Here is a 13,796-nt window from a genome sequence, read left to right as displayed (position 1 = left end):
CCTGCCCGAAAGCGAGATGAACCAGCTGTGAGCACGGAAACCGTCCAGGAAGACGCCCACAGGCCACCGGACGGGGGGAAGGTGTCGGCCGCCCAGGACGCGGGGGACGCCGGATACAGCAAGGGCCTCAAGGGCCGGCACATCAACATGATCGCGATCGGCGGGGCGATCGGCACCGGCCTGTTCCTGGGCGCCGGCGGCCGGCTCGCCTCCGCCGGACCCGCGCTCGCCGTCGCGTACGCGGTCTGCGGCCTGTTCGCGTTCTTCGTCGTACGGGCCCTGGGCGAACTGGTGCTGCACCGCCCGTCCTCGGGCTCCTTCGTCTCGTACGCGCGGGAGTTCCTGGGGGAGAAGGGGGCCTACGTCGCGGGCTGGATGTACGTCGTCAACTGGTCCACGACCGGCATCGCCGACATCACCGCGATCGCCCTCTACACCCACTACTGGAGCCTGTTCACCGCCGTACCGCAGTGGGCCATGGCGCTGATCGCGCTCGCGGTGGTGCTGGCCATCAATCTCATCTCGGTGAAGATCTTCGGTGAGATGGAGTTCTGGTTCGCGATCATCAAGGTCGCGGCTCTGGTCGTCTTCATGTTCATCGGGATCTTCCTGCTGGCCACCCAGCACCCGGTGGGCGGCGAGACCCCCGGCCTGAACCTGATCACCGACCACGGCGGCTTCTTCCCGAGCGGCCTGCTGCCCGTGGTGGTCGTGCTGCAGGGCGTGGTCTTCGCCTACTCCGCCGTCGAACTGGTCGGCGTCACCGCGGGCGAGACCAGCGAGCCGGAGAAGGTCGTGCCCAAGGCCGTGAACTCGATCATGTGGCGGGTCGGTGTCTTCTACGTCGGCTCGGTCATCCTGCTCGCGCTGCTGCTGCCGTGGAACAAGTACACCGGCTCCGAGAGCCCCTTCGTGACCGTGCTGTCCAACGTGGGCGTACCGGCCGCGGGCGACGTGATGAACCTCGTGGTGCTCACCGCCGCCATGTCCAGCCTGAACTCCGGCCTCTACTCGACCGGCCGCATCCTGCGCTCGATGTCGATGGCGGGCTCGGCGCCGAAGTTCGCCGCCCTGATGAACCGCAACCAGGTGCCGTACGGCGGCATCATGCTCACCTCCGCGGTGTGCGTCCTGGGCGTCGGCCTGAACTACCTGGTGCCGGGCAAGGCGTTCGAGATCGTACTGAACATCGCGGCGCTGGGCATCATCAGCACCTGGTGCACCATCATGCTCTGTCACATGGTCTTCGTCCGGCGCTCCCGCGCGGGCCTGGTCGACCGGCCCCGCTTCCAACTGCCGGGCACCCCGGTCACCGACATCGCGACCATCGTCTTCCTGCTCGGCGTCGTCGTCCTGATGGCCTTCGACAGCGAGGGCGTGGGGCAGCAGACCGTGATGCTGGTGCCGGTCATCGGCGCCGCGCTGTTCGGCGGTTGGTTCGTGGTCCGCGGCCGGGTGAGCCGGATCGCGGCCGAACGCGAGGCGGCGGCCGGCCGGGCGACGCTCGACAAGGGCTGATCCTTCGGCAGAGGCTGACCGTGCGGCCGTAGGACACGGCGAAGGGCGGTCGTGCGCACGCCGCGCGACCGCCCTTCGTCCTGCGGGTGACTCTCAGCCGTCCGTAGCTTGAGCCGCCTTCGCGGCCCGGTCGAGTTCCGCCCGCGCCGTACGGTCGGCCGCACGCCGGATGACCGTCGTCAGCACCGTGACCACACAGGTCAGGGCGACCGACACGACGGTGGTCCACATGGCGGCGCGGGCGTACCCGGCGGCGCTCGGCGTGCTGCCGGCCAGCGCGAAGAAGGCCGCGCCGATGACCGCGACACCGGCCGCGCCGCCGAACTGCTGGGCGGTGGTGAGCACCCCGGCGCCGATCCCGGCCCGCCGCACGGGCACCCGCACCAGCGACGCGCCGATCAACTGCGGGAACATCAGCCCGTTGCCCACCCCGGCCACCGCCATGGTGACGACGACCCAGGGCAGTGCCCCGTGGTCCGGCTGGAAGTGCAGTACGAGGGCGACCGCCGTCAGGCCGGTCACCGTGACGAGGCTGCCCAGTTGCAGTATGCGCAGCCCGAAGCGCTGGACCAGCGCCCGGCTCAGCAGGGCGAACCCGGCGTAACACACACCGGTCGGCGCGAACGCCAGCCCCGCCTCGAACGGGCCCAGCCCGAAACCGCCCTGGAGCAGCAGCGTCAGGGTGAACATCACGCTCGCCCAGTACGCCATGAAGGCCGCCCCCGTCACCACACCGGCGAGGTAGGAACCCTCGCGGAACAGCGTGAGGTCGAGGACGGGATCGCCGCCCCGCGCGGCCAGGCGCCGCTGCCAGAGCACCGTGGCCGCGCCCACCGGGACGGTGGCGCCCAGACAGATCCAGGTCCAGGCGGGCCAGCCGGCCGTCCGGCCCATGGCGAGCGGTACGAGCACCAGGCCCAGCGTCAGGGCCACGCCGCCCGCACCGGCCAGGTCCAGTCGGGCGCGGCGCTCGGAGCGCACCGAGGGCAGGAAGCGCAGGGCCAGCAGGGCCGCGACCGCGCCGATCGGCACATTGATCAGGAACAGCACCCGCCAGCCGAGCCCGAGGATGTCGGCGTCCAGCATCAGCCCGCCGAGCACCTGCCCGGCGACCGAGGCCGTCCCGCCGGCGACGCCGTACCAGGCCATCGCCCGGCCCCGGGCGTGCGCCGGGAACGTGGCGGTGATCGTGGCGAGCACCTGCGGCACCATCACGGCCCCGGCGAAGCCCTGGAGCAGCCGGGCGCCGACCAGTTGGGCCGGGTTCACCGCGATGCCGCACAGCAGGGAGGTGACGGCGAAGGCGATCAGCCCGACGACGAATGTCCGCCGGTACCCGAAGAGGTCACCGAGCCGACCGCCGGTGATCATGCCGCTGGCGTACGCGAAGGCGTAGCCGCCGACGATGAGTTCGAGGGCGGCGGGCCCGGTGTGCAGGTCTCTCTCGAACGAGGGGGCGGCGACGTTGACGACGAAGAAGTCGAACTGGGCCATGAACCACGCGGACAGCAGGACGGCGAGCAGCGGTCCCGGGCGCGGGGCGGCGGCGGTGGCGGGGAGGGCCGCGCGGAAGTGGCCCGTGGATCAGCGGATAACTCGGTCACCCCAGCATCCTGGACTTCCGATGTCCAGGAAAGCAAGTGGTGCCACGGTTCTTTGCCCCTTACTGAAAGTCCGCGCCGCCGCCCCGCCCCGAAGAGCCCGGAGCCCTGGCCTGCCGCCTTCAGCGCTGCGCGGCCACCACGGGGTAGTGGTCCGAGAGGTTGGTGTAGGTGTAGTCCTTGCCCCAGCTCGACACCGTCCAGGGGGCGGACCGCTCCTTGACGACCTCGTTGGACCAGCCCGCGGGCCGGGCGTGGCCGCGGCGGTGCAGGACGTGGTCCAGGTCCTCGCGCGGGTCGTCCGGGTAGCGGTAGGCCGCGACGGAGTTCTCCCGGGTGTCGAAGGAGTACGGGTGTCCGGTGCGCGCGTCGGCCGCCACGAGTCCGGCGTCGGTGAGCAGGGAGGCGAACTCGGGGCTGCGCGAGTCCACGTTCAAGTCGCCCGCGACCATGACCTGTTCGTCCGCCGGGATCTTCTTCGCGTCCAGGAAGGCGTCGATCTCCTTGAACTGCTTCGCCCGGACCGCTGCCGCTTCGCCCGCCTTGCATCCCGGGTCGGTCGACTGGGCGTGGGTGCCGACCACGTGCACCGTGGTGCCTCGGACGTTCAGCGCCGCGTAGACGAAGCCCTTGTTGGACCAGGAGTCGGCACCGCAGGCGTCCTTGAACACGTACTGCTCCTTGCGGAGCAGCGGCCACTTGCTCAGCAGGGTGACGCCGCCGTCCTCCGGGGTGGTGGCGGAATAGGCGCCGCCCGTGGCGTCCCAGCCGCTCCTGCCGCGCCCGACCACCGGTGTCTGGTACGGATACGGTGCCGCCGCGGCCGACTTGAGCGCGTCGGAGGACGCGTTGTCGAAGGCTTCCTGGAGGACGACGACGTCCTGGCCCTGGAAGAAACCGGCGGAGGCGATCGCCTTGGCCCGCTGGTCCTGCCCCCAGTTGGGGTAGAGGTTCTTGCTCATCAGGAAGACGTTGTACGAGAGCACCTTCACCGCGGGCACCGCGGCCGGGGCCGGGCCTCCGGCGTCTGGGCGGCCGACGCCGCGGGGGCCACGGCGAGGCACGCCGTGACGGCCGTCCCGGCGGCCAGCGCCGTGGCGAGGACGGCGGTGAGCGGACGGCGTGGCGGACGGTGCGGCATGCGGACTCCTGGTGGCGTGAGGGGGAAGACCCGCCGCACATCGAACCAGGCGCACTTACTTCTGAGTAACTTCTGGGTGGCGCGGAGATGGAGGGGACGTGGCGCGTGCGGCGGGGCCCGGCGCACACCGCGCCGGGCCCCGCTGTCACGTCAGTGCCGGTGACCGTGGCCGGTCTCGTGCACGGTGTTCGTGGCCTGGATCGACTTCCAGGACTTCGGCTGCGCCGGTGCCTTGGCCGGGGCGGCCGACCGGGCGCCGAACGCCTTCTTCAGCGCCGGGGCCGACGGCTTGGACGGCTGGAACAGCCAGGTGTCGAACAGCGCCGCGAGCGGCTTGCCGGTCTTGCGCTCGGCGTACGTCACGAAGTCCTGCACCGAGGCGTTGCCGTACTTCTTGTCGGTGGGCCAGGACTTCAGGAGCCCGAAGAACGCCCGGTCGCCGACCTCGTTGCGCAGGGCCTGCAGCGTGAGCGCGCCCCGGTCGTACACGGCGCCGCTGAACTGGTTGTCCGGGCCCGGGTCGCCCGGCTTGACCTTCCAGAACGGGTCGTCGGCCGGGTGCTGGGCGTAGACGTAGTCGGCCAGCTCCTGGCCGGTGCCCTCACCCTCCTTCTCCGACCACAGCCACTGGCTGTAGCGGGCGAAGCCCTCGTTGACCCAGATGTCCTTCCAGTCCTTGACCGAGACGCTGTCGCCGTACCACTGGTGCGCGATCTCGTGCACCACCACGGAGACGTTGGTGCCGTTGGCGAACGCCTCCTTGCCGTAGAACGGGCGGGTCTGCGTCTCCAGCGCGTACCCGGCCTTCACGTTGGGGACGTAACCGCCGACCGAGTTGAACGGGTACGGGCCGAAGACCGACTCCAGCCACTCCGTGACCTCGGTGGTGCGCTCGATGCTCGCGCGCGCCGAGCCCTCGTAGGAGCCGAGGTCCTTGCTGACGGCGTTGATCACCGGCAGGCCGCTGGCCGTGGTGTCCTTGGTGACGTCGAACTTGCCGACCGCGAGCGTGGTCAGGTACGGCGCCTGCGGCTTGTCCGAACGCCAGTTGAAGCGGGTCCAGCCGAGCTTGGAGGTCTGCGACAGCAGGACGCCGTTGCTCAGCGCCTGGTTGCCGTCCGGCACCGAGACGGAGATGTCGTACGTCGCCTTGTCGGTCGGGTGGTCGTTGCTCGGGAACCACCACACGGCGGAGTCCGGCTCCTGCGCGATCACTCCGCCGTCGGGCGTGCGGTGCCAGGCGGAGTAGCCGTCGATCTTCAGCTCGGACGGCTTGCCCGCATAGCGCACGACGACGCTGATGTCCTTGCCCTTGGGCAGCGGCGTGGCCGGCGTGATCTCCAGCTCGTGCTTGCCGGAGGTGGCGAAGGTCGCCTTCTTGCCGTTGACGCGTATCTCGCTGACCTTCAGGCCGAAGTCGAGGTTGAAGCGGTTCAGGTCCTGCGTGGTCTTGGCGAGCAGCGTCGCCGTGCCCTCCAGCAGGTCCGTCGTCGGCTGGTACTTCAGCCGCAGGTCGTAATGGGAGACGTCGTACCCGCCGTTGCCGCTCTCGGGGTAGTAGGAGTCGCCCGCGCCCGGAGCGCCGGGTGCGTAACTGGCCGCGGAAGCCGGGATCGCCAGCAGCAGGCTGAGGGCGGCCGCACCCGGAACGATGAGTCTGTGACGCACGAAATCCTCCAGCTTGTAGGGGAGGTGAGCCCGGTAGGCCCATCAGATCCTCAGTTGTTCAGACCTTATGTACCGGGGGCCCTCCCGTCATGTCCATGGCCGCACCTGACACATGACCGACATCAGGACGTCACAGGTCACCCCCGCACACCGTGCGCCACGGCACCCCGCGGACACCGCTCCGTTCCCGTCCGCCACCCCGCGCACTCTTACGCACAGGAGTTCCCCCGCGCTACCGTCCGCCCGTGACTCCTAGCGCGCGGTTCCCCCGCATCCCCTGGAAAGCGCTCGTGGCGGCGGTGGCCGTCGCCCTGCTGGCCACACTCACCGGGCCGGCGTCCGCCGCCCAGGCATCCTCCGGTGAGTCCAGACCCGTGTACTCCTACGACCGCGCGATACGCGAATCGGTCTGGGTGGACACCAGGATCGACGGCGACTCGGACGGACGCACCGACCGGGTCGCCGTCGACATCGTGCGGCCGCGCGAACCCGCGCAGCAGGGCCGCCGGGTACCCGTGATCATGGACGCCAGCCCCTACTACTCCTGCTGCGGACGCGGCAACGAGAGCCAGAAGAAGACCTACGACAGCGCCGGACGGCCCGTGCAGTTCCCGCTGTTCTACGACAACTTCTTCGTGCCGCGCGGCTATGCGACGGTCCTGGTCGACCTCGCGGGCACCAACCGCTCGGACGGCTGCGTGGATGTCGGCGGACGCTCCGACATCCAGTCCGCGCGCGCCGTGGTCGACTGGCTCAACGGCCGCGGACGCGCCTACGACTCCCGTACCGGCGGCAAACGCGTCACCGCCGGCTGGTCGAACGGCGACACCGGCATGATCGGCAAGAGCTGGGACGGCACCATCGCCAACGGCGTCGCCGCCACCGGCGTCGAGGGCCTGAAGACCATCGTGCCCATCGCCGCCATCTCCTCCTGGTACGACTACTACTTCGCCAAGGGCGCCCCGCTGTACAACTCCGGCCCCGACGCGCTGGCCAACCGCGTCAACAGCCCCGAGGCGCGCCTGCGCTGCGACGCCGTGCAGAAGAAACTCGCCGAGGGCGCCCCGCGCACCGGCGACCGGACCCCGCTGTGGACCGAACGCGACTACGTCAAGGACGCGGGGAACGTCACCGCCAGCGTCTTCGCCATCCACGGGATGCAGGACCTCAACGTCCGCACCAAGCACTTCGGCCAGTGGTGGGACGCGCTCGCCGACAACGGCGTCGAGCGCAAGGTCTGGCTCTCCCAGACCGGCCACGTCGACCCGTTCGACTTCCGCCGGTCCGCCTGGGTGCCCACCCTGCACCGCTGGTTCGACCACTACCTGATGGGCTACGACAACGGCATCGACGACGAGCCGATGGCCGACGTCGAACGCGCCCCCGACCGGTGGACCACCGACCGCGTCTGGCCCGCCGCCGGCACCTCGGCCACCACCGTACGGCCGCGCAACGGCAGCGCCCCCGGCGTCGGCGAACTCGGCACCCGGCGCGCGCCGCACGGCGCCACCGAGACCTTCACCGACGACCCGCGCCTGAACGAAGAGGACTGGGCCGCGCAGATCGACACGTCCACCCCCGCCAAGGCCGGGTTCACCACCAAGCCCCTCGCCGAGCCGCTGCGCCTGTCCGGCTCCGGCAAGGTGACCGTCACCGCCACCCCCAGCACCACCACCGCCCACCTCTCCGCCGTCCTGGTGGACCTCGGGCCCGACACCATCCGCAACTACGGCGCGGCGGGTGAGGGCATCACCACCCTCGCCGACCGCACCTGCTGGGGCGCGAGCACCGCCGGTGACAGCGCCTGCTACAAGGAGACCAAGGCCGACACGCTGAACGTCGGCCACACCGTCTTCAGCCGCGGCTGGGCCGACCTGGGCAACTGGGCCGACCCGGGCAAGGGCCGCCCGCTGACCCCCGGCAAGCCCTATACGATCACCCTCGACCTGGCCGCGAGCGACCACGTCGTCCCCGCCGGGCACCGGCTCGCGCTCATCATCGCCGGGACGGACGCCGGCCTGATCGACCCGCCGTCCACCACCCCGCGCCTGACCCTGGACCTCGCCCGCACCGCCGCCCGCCTGCCCGTCGTCGGCGGCGGCAAGGCGCTGGCCGCGGCCACGGCGGGGACCGGCGGGGCGCGGATCGCACCGGCGCCGGCGACCGGCGTGGAGCCCTCCGTTCCGCGCCGCGTACCGCAGGCGCGCTGACAGCACGGAGGGGCCGGGCCACCGTGGCCCGGCCCCTCCGCATCCCCCGCACCCGGCAGCACCCCTCCACCGTTCGCCCCACCGTCCGACACCGGAGGCACCCCCTCGTGACATCCCTCTCCCGCGGCCTCGCCTTCGGGGCGCTGGCCGCCGCGCTCACCGCGACCCTGCTGGCCGCGCCGCCCGCCGGGGCGTCCGGCCCGGACCTGCCCCGTACCGGCTTCGAGACCAGCAACGGCGCCCGCTGGACCAGCCAGCCGGAGGAGCGGGACTTCCTCGCCGCCGTGGACCGGGCGAGCGACCGTGTCCGTACGGAACGGATCGGCACCACCGCACAGGGCCGCCCGCTCCAGCTCGTCCGCATCGGCGCACCGGCCCCGAAGAGCGCGGCCGAGGTGCGGCGCGGCAGCGCGGTGCTGCTGATCTGCTCGCAGCACGGCGACGAGCCGTCCGGGCGCGAGGCGTGCCTGTCCACCGTCCGGGACCTCGCCTTCGCCGGGGACCGGGCCACCCGGCGCTTCCTGGAACGCACGAGTGTGCTGGTCGTGCCGACCGCCAACCCGGACGGCCGGGCCGCCGACACCCGGGGCAACTCCGACGGCGTGGACATCAACCGCGACCACCTCGCCCTGAAGACCGCCGAGGCGCGGGCGCTGGCCGCCGTACAGCGCGACCACCGCCCGGACATCGTCTACGACCTGCACGAATACGGGCCCACCGTGCCCTATTACATGAAAGACCTGCTCTCCCTGTGGCCCCGCAACCTCAACACCGCCCGCGCGGTGCACCGGGAGTCCACCGCCCTGTCCGAGAAGTACGTCCGCCCCGCAGCGGCCGACGCCGGTTTCAGCACCGGCATCTACGGCATCTGGACCGACCCGGTGACCGGCGACCCGGTCAAGCAGGTGGCCGGTGACGGCCAGGAGCGCATCCTGCGCAACACCGCCGGGGTGAAGAACTCCGTCGGGCTGCTCGTGGAGACCCGGGTCGACGCGCTGACCGACGCCGAGAAGGCCGACCCGGCGCTGAACAACCGCCGCCGGGTCGCCTCCCAACACGCCGCGCTGGACGGGCTGTTCGATTTCGTTGGTGAACGCCGGGCCCGGATCGAGACCGCCACGGCCCGCGCCCGGCTGGCCGGTTACGCCGACCGGGGGCCCGTCTACCTCGGCGGCGCGGACAACGAACCGCCTTCCGCCGAGAAGGTCCTGGCCGACCCGCCGTGCGCGTACCGCCTCGACGCGCGGCAGTACGCCCAGGTCAAGGACGAACTCGCCCTGCACGGAGTGTTGTCGCACCGAGCCGCGAAGGGCGGCGCCGTGGTGCCATTGCGCCAGTCGCTGCGCGCCCTCGTCCCGCTGCTGTTGGACGGCCGGGCCGATTATCACCTTACGGCCGCGACTCCGCTCAAGGGCTGCTGAACGGGTTCCGCCGCGTGGTAGGGGGTAACGGGTAGGAAAAAACTGGCCAATTGAAAGGTCGACACGTGTCGGAATCAGACAAGGACACGGGCGGCGGGGGAGGCGCGCCGGTCATGGCGGACCTTCCCGGCGAGCCGCGGCGCACCGGCCCTCCGCAGACCGACCGCGTGGTCTTCGGCGTCACGGCGCTGCTCACCCTCGCCTTCATCGTCTGGGGCGCCACCTCCACCGAGTCGCTCAAGAGCGCCTCGTCGACGATGCTGGACTGGGTCATCGCGAACGGCGGCTGGGCCTTCGTGCTCTCCGCCTCCGGCTTCGTGGTCTTCGCGATCTGGCTGGCGGTGAGCAAGTACGGCCGGATCACGCTCGGGAAGGAGGGCGAGGAGCCCGAGTTCCGTACGGTGTCCTGGGTCGCGATGATGTTCAGCGCGGGCATGGGCATCGGCCTGATGTTCTACGGGGTCAGCGAGCCGCTGGGGCACTTCGGCGCGCCGCCGCCGGGCACCGACCCCAAGGACGCCGCCCAGGCCATGGACACCGCGCTGGCCACCACCCTCTTCCACTGGACGCTGCACCCCTGGGCGATCTACGCGGTCGTGGGGCTGGCCATCGCGTACAGCGCCTTCCGGCGGGGGCGGCGGCAGACCATAAGCGCGGTGTTCACCCCGCTGATCGGCCAGCGGCGGGCCAACGGCTGGGGCGGGCAGGTCATCGACATCCTGGCCATCTTCGCCACGCTCTTCGGCTCCGCCGCCTCGCTGGGGCTCGGCGCGCTCCAGATCGGCAGCGGGATCAAGGTGCTCGGCTGGATGGACAAGGTCAGCACCACCCTGCTCGTCGCCGTCATCGCCGTACTGACCGTCGCCTTCATCCTGTCGGCGGTCTCCGGCATCGCCCGGGGCGTCCAGATGCTGTCCAACATCAACATGGTGCTGGCGCTGATCCTGGCCGTCTTCGTCTTCGTCGTCGGACCGACCGTCCTCATCCTGAACATGCTGCCGACCTCCATCGGCACCTTCATCGGCGAACTGCCGCAGCTCGCCGGCCGGACGGAGGCCAGCAGCGGCGACAAGGTCGGTGACTGGCTGCGCGGCTGGACGGTCTTCTACTGGGCGTGGTGGATCTCCTGGACGCCGTTCGTCGGCATGTTCATCGCCCGGATCAGCCGCGGACGCACGATCCGGCAGTTCATCGGCGGGGTGATCCTGGTGCCGAGCGTGGTGAGCCTGCTGTGGTTCGCGGTGTTCGGCAGCTCCGCGATGCACCTCCAGGACACGAAGCGGCTCGCCGGCGAGACCACGCCGGAGGGGCAGCTCTTCGACGTGCTGCACCAGTACCCGGCGGCCACCCTCACCAGCATCCTGGTCATGATCCTCGTCGGGATCTTCTTCGTCTCCGGCGCGGACGCCGCGTCCATCGTGATGGGCACCCTCTCGCAGAAGGGGTCCTTCGAACCGACCCGGCTCGTGGTCGTCTTCTGGGGCGTGGTCACCGGCGCGGTCGCCGCGATCATGCTGCTGATCGGCGGCGGTTCGGGCGACGCCCTCACCGGGCTGCAGAACCTGACGATCCTGGTCGCGGTGCCCTTCACCCTGGTGATGATCGCGATGTGCTGGGCGCTGATGAAGGACCTGCGCCACGACCCGCTGATCGTCCGCGGGCAGAAGGGCGAAGAGGTCGTCGAACTGGCCGTCATCGCGGGCCACGAGCGTTACGACGGCGACTTCGAGATCCGTATCGGACCGGGCAACGGCGCGGACGGCACCCGGGCCGGGGCGGCCGGCGCGTCCGCCCCGGCCGCCGAGGAGGGCACGCCGTAGCACCGGCCGCACGGGAGCGGCCACGAGGGGAGGGCCGGCGGGAGACCGGCCCTCCCCTCACCCCGCCCCGTCGCCCGTCAGCCGCACCACCTCGTCCGCGCACCCCCACGCCACCGTCACACCCGCCCCGCCGTGCCCGTAGTTGTGCACACACAGCGCGCCGCCCGGCAGCCGCTCCGCCTCCAGCCGTACGGCGGTGCGTCCCGGGCGCAGACCGACCCGGTGCGCCAGGACACGGGCGTGCGCCAGCTTCGGGTGGACCCGCGCGCAGCGCTCCACGATCGCGCGGGCGGTCGCCGGGTCCGGCTCCCGCGACCAGGCGCCCTCGCGCGCCGTGCCGCCGAGGACCACCCCGTACGGCTGCGGCAGGATGTACGTCGTGCTCTCGGCGTGCGCGTCCGCCGACCCGAACCACTCCTCGATACCGGGGTTCTCCACGATCACCAACTGTCCCTGCACGGGCTGCACCGCCACGTCCGGCACCAGCTCCCGGGCACCCAGCCCGGAGCAGTTGACGACCGTGCCGGCCTCCCGCCCCGCCTCCGCGAGCGAGGTGAACGGCCGCCGCTGCACCGTGCCGCCCGCCCGCGCCAACCGCCGCTCCAGGTACCGCAGATGGGACGGCATGTCCACCAGCGGCACCGCGGCCCGCCAGCCCGCGCCGCAGCCCGGCGGCAGCTCGTCCGGCGTGGCCCGCCGCAGCCCCGGCACCGCCGCGTGCCAGCCGTCCGGCTCCGCGTCCCCGGCGTCGGCCATCGTGCCGGTCACCAGCCGTACGCCGGTCTCCGCCGGGCGCGCCGCCAGCTCGGTGAGCAGGTGGAGGGAGCGCAGCGACCAGGCGACCGCGCGTTCCTCCGGCCGCACCCGGTAGGGCCAGCACAGGCCGCCCGCGACCGCGGAGGTGGTGTCCCGGGCCGGGTCACGGCTGACGACCCGCACCTCGCGCCCGAGCTCCGCCAGCCTGACGGCGGCCGTCAGGCCGGTCACCCCGCCGCCGATCACGATCACATCGCTCGTCGTCATGCCTGGACGCTATCCGCTGCGCCCGCCGCGGGCGACGGGTGTGACGGGGGCGGCCGCGCGGCGGCACCGGACCGCGGTCCGGCCGCCCGGCGGACCGGCATCGCGGCCGCGTAACCGGAACGTCCCCCTCCCCGTGAATTGCCCGGCGCCGGGCTCATATCAGCGGTCCGTGGGGATACTCAGGACATGGCTGCGCACTACGCGACCTTCGGACTGGCGCCCGCGACACGCGCCGGAGCGGTACTGTCCAACGGCGCGTACGAGGCCCACCGCGACTTCTGGGACTTCATCGTCGACGGCAGACCGCTCCTGCTGCGCCTGGCCGACCTCGACGCGGTCTCCCCGCTCGCCGCCGACCTCGGCCCGTCCCTGTTCACCGCGCACGTGCGGCGGCTGCTCCTGGAGGAGGACGCCCCGCTCGCCGACGGCCGCTACGTCCTCTACGGCTGCCCGGAGTGCGAGGGGCTGGAGTGCGGCGCGGTCACCGCCGTCATCGAGCGGGACGGCCCGGACGTCGTCTGGCGCGACTTCGCCTGGCAGACCGGGCGGACCGCGGACCTGCGGCGCGACGGCTACCCGGGCATCGGCCCGTTCCGCTTCCACGGCGCGCGGTACCGGGCCGCGCTGGAGAACCTGCTGTCCGAGGCCGGCCCGGAGCGCGGCGCGGCGGCCTCCCGGCGGGTCCTGCTGGTCGGCCGGCGGGTCGCGCTGCCCGCCCGGCTGGCCGCCGCCCTGCGCGGCATCGGCATCGGCGCGGAGATCACCCGGGACGCGGCGGGCGCCTCGCCGGACGAGTTACGTTCGTACGGAGCGGTGGCCTTCGGCAGCGCGGTGGGGGAGGCGGAGCGGACCGCGGTGCGCGCCGCGTTCGCGGCGGCGGGCTCCTCGGCGGTCTTCGTGGACCTGCCGGTGCCGGTCGTCCCGCTGCTCGTCGCCCGTGTCGAACAGGCGCTGGACCGGTGCCCGCAGGACCAGCGGCGCCTGCTGCGGCTGGCCGCGGCCCGCGGCGAGGTCACGGTCGAGACCGCGGTGCCGTGCCGGATCGGCATCACCGCGTACCGCGTGGACCGGCTGTCGCGCACCCGGACGGCGGAGCTGTTCGCCGGGCAGGTCGAGGCGGGCACGCACCGGCTGGCGGTGGACGCGCGGGCGACGCGGGGGACGGCGTACGTGGTCGCCCGGACGAGCGGCAGTGTGCTGGTCGCGCCGGTGGCGGGGGAGTAGGCGGGCGGACGGCGGGGCCGGCGCGGACCCGCGTCCGGTACGGCTGAATGTGATCTTGACATTCCGGTGACCCGCACGTCCCGGTGCGTACAAACGGGACCTTAAGCTGGATGTCGGCACCGTCGGCCGATGACGCCCCTCGGACACCCCGCCCCCCGCCCGTCCCGGGT

The 13,796-nt window shown here is 72.1% G+C and carries 8 protein-coding genes and 1 pseudogene; 5 read left to right on the top strand and 4 right to left on the bottom strand.

Going from position 1 to position 13,796, the window contains the following annotated elements; genetic code table 11:
• Window positions 1–27 precede the first annotated feature (27 nt).
• On the top strand, window positions 28–1,518 hold the full coding sequence (locus EJG53_RS05955) for an amino acid permease (RefSeq protein ID WP_167515064.1): 1,491 nt from the start codon (window positions 28–30) through the stop codon (window positions 1,516–1,518).
• 93 nt (window positions 1,519–1,611) lie between these two features.
• Here the strand turns inward: EJG53_RS05955 and EJG53_RS05950 are convergent, their stop codons facing one another.
• From EJG53_RS05950 to EJG53_RS05940, 3 genes and pseudogenes are all read right to left on the bottom strand, one after another.
• Window positions 1,612–3,012, bottom strand: coding sequence for an MFS transporter (locus tag EJG53_RS05950; RefSeq protein WP_244955003.1), 1,401 nt, complete (start codon window positions 3,010–3,012; stop codon window positions 1,612–1,614).
• A gap of 229 nt (window positions 3,013–3,241) precedes the next feature.
• A pseudogene (sph, locus tag EJG53_RS05945) lies at window positions 3,242–4,260 on the bottom strand (sphingomyelin phosphodiesterase).
• Between the two features lie 150 nt (window positions 4,261–4,410).
• On the bottom strand, window positions 4,411–5,928 hold the full coding sequence (locus EJG53_RS05940; protein ID WP_125043957.1) for a M1 family metallopeptidase: 1,518 nt from the start codon (window positions 5,926–5,928) through the stop codon (window positions 4,411–4,413).
• 245 nt (window positions 5,929–6,173) lie between these two features.
• On the opposite strand from EJG53_RS05940, the gene EJG53_RS05935 reads away from it, so the two are divergent.
• The 3 genes from EJG53_RS05935 to EJG53_RS05925 all read left to right on the top strand — a co-directional run bounded on the left by EJG53_RS05935 (window position 6,174) and on the right by EJG53_RS05925 (window position 11,379).
• Window positions 6,174–8,138: a Xaa-Pro dipeptidyl-peptidase gene (locus EJG53_RS05935; protein WP_174856368.1), complete on the top strand. Its 1,965-nt coding sequence runs from the start codon at window positions 6,174–6,176 to the stop codon at window positions 8,136–8,138.
• 107 nt (window positions 8,139–8,245) lie between these two features.
• Window positions 8,246–9,559: a M14 family metallopeptidase gene (locus tag EJG53_RS05930; protein WP_125043956.1), complete on the top strand. Its 1,314-nt coding sequence runs from the start codon at window positions 8,246–8,248 to the stop codon at window positions 9,557–9,559.
• Between the two features lie 113 nt (window positions 9,560–9,672).
• Window positions 9,673–11,379, top strand: a complete 1,707-nt coding sequence (locus EJG53_RS05925; RefSeq protein WP_125049185.1) for a BCCT family transporter — start codon at window positions 9,673–9,675, stop codon at window positions 11,377–11,379.
• A gap of 57 nt (window positions 11,380–11,436) precedes the next feature.
• Here EJG53_RS05925 and EJG53_RS05920 read toward each other — a convergent pair whose 3' ends face one another.
• On the bottom strand, window positions 11,437–12,402 hold the full coding sequence (locus EJG53_RS05920) for an FAD-dependent oxidoreductase (RefSeq protein ID WP_167515063.1): 966 nt from the start codon (window positions 12,400–12,402) through the stop codon (window positions 11,437–11,439).
• Window positions 12,403–12,588: 186 nt separating this feature from the next.
• Here EJG53_RS05920 and EJG53_RS05915 point away from each other — a divergent pair, with 186 nt between their 5' ends.
• The gene (locus EJG53_RS05915; RefSeq protein WP_125043955.1) at window positions 12,589–13,626 is read left to right on the top strand and encodes an oxidoreductase; all 1,038 of its coding nucleotides are present in this window, start codon (window positions 12,589–12,591) and stop codon (window positions 13,624–13,626) included.
• Window positions 13,627–13,796 lie beyond the last annotated feature (170 nt).

Source organism: Streptomyces chrestomyceticus JCM 4735 (assembly GCF_003865135.1).
In the GTDB taxonomy this organism is placed as follows: domain Bacteria; phylum Actinomycetota; class Actinomycetes; order Streptomycetales; family Streptomycetaceae; genus Streptomyces; species Streptomyces chrestomyceticus.
Note: the sequence above shows the minus strand (reverse complement) of the source record. Positions and strands in the feature narration are given on the sequence as shown.

What these genes read in the sequence shown, in the direction of transcription:
- EJG53_RS05950 (WP_244955003.1), bottom strand. Translation starts at nt 3,012, where the DNA reads ATGGCCCAGTTCGACTTCTTCGTCGTCAACGTCGCCGCCCCCTCGTTC.
- EJG53_RS05925 (WP_125049185.1), top strand. Translation starts at nt 9,673, where the DNA reads ATGGCGGACCTTCCCGGCGAGCCGCGGCGCACCGGCCCTCCGCAGACC.
- EJG53_RS05920 (WP_167515063.1), bottom strand. Translation starts at nt 12,402, where the DNA reads ATGACGACGAGCGATGTGATCGTGATCGGCGGCGGGGTGACCGGCCTG.
- EJG53_RS05915 (WP_125043955.1), top strand. Translation starts at nt 12,589, where the DNA reads ATGGCTGCGCACTACGCGACCTTCGGACTGGCGCCCGCGACACGCGCC.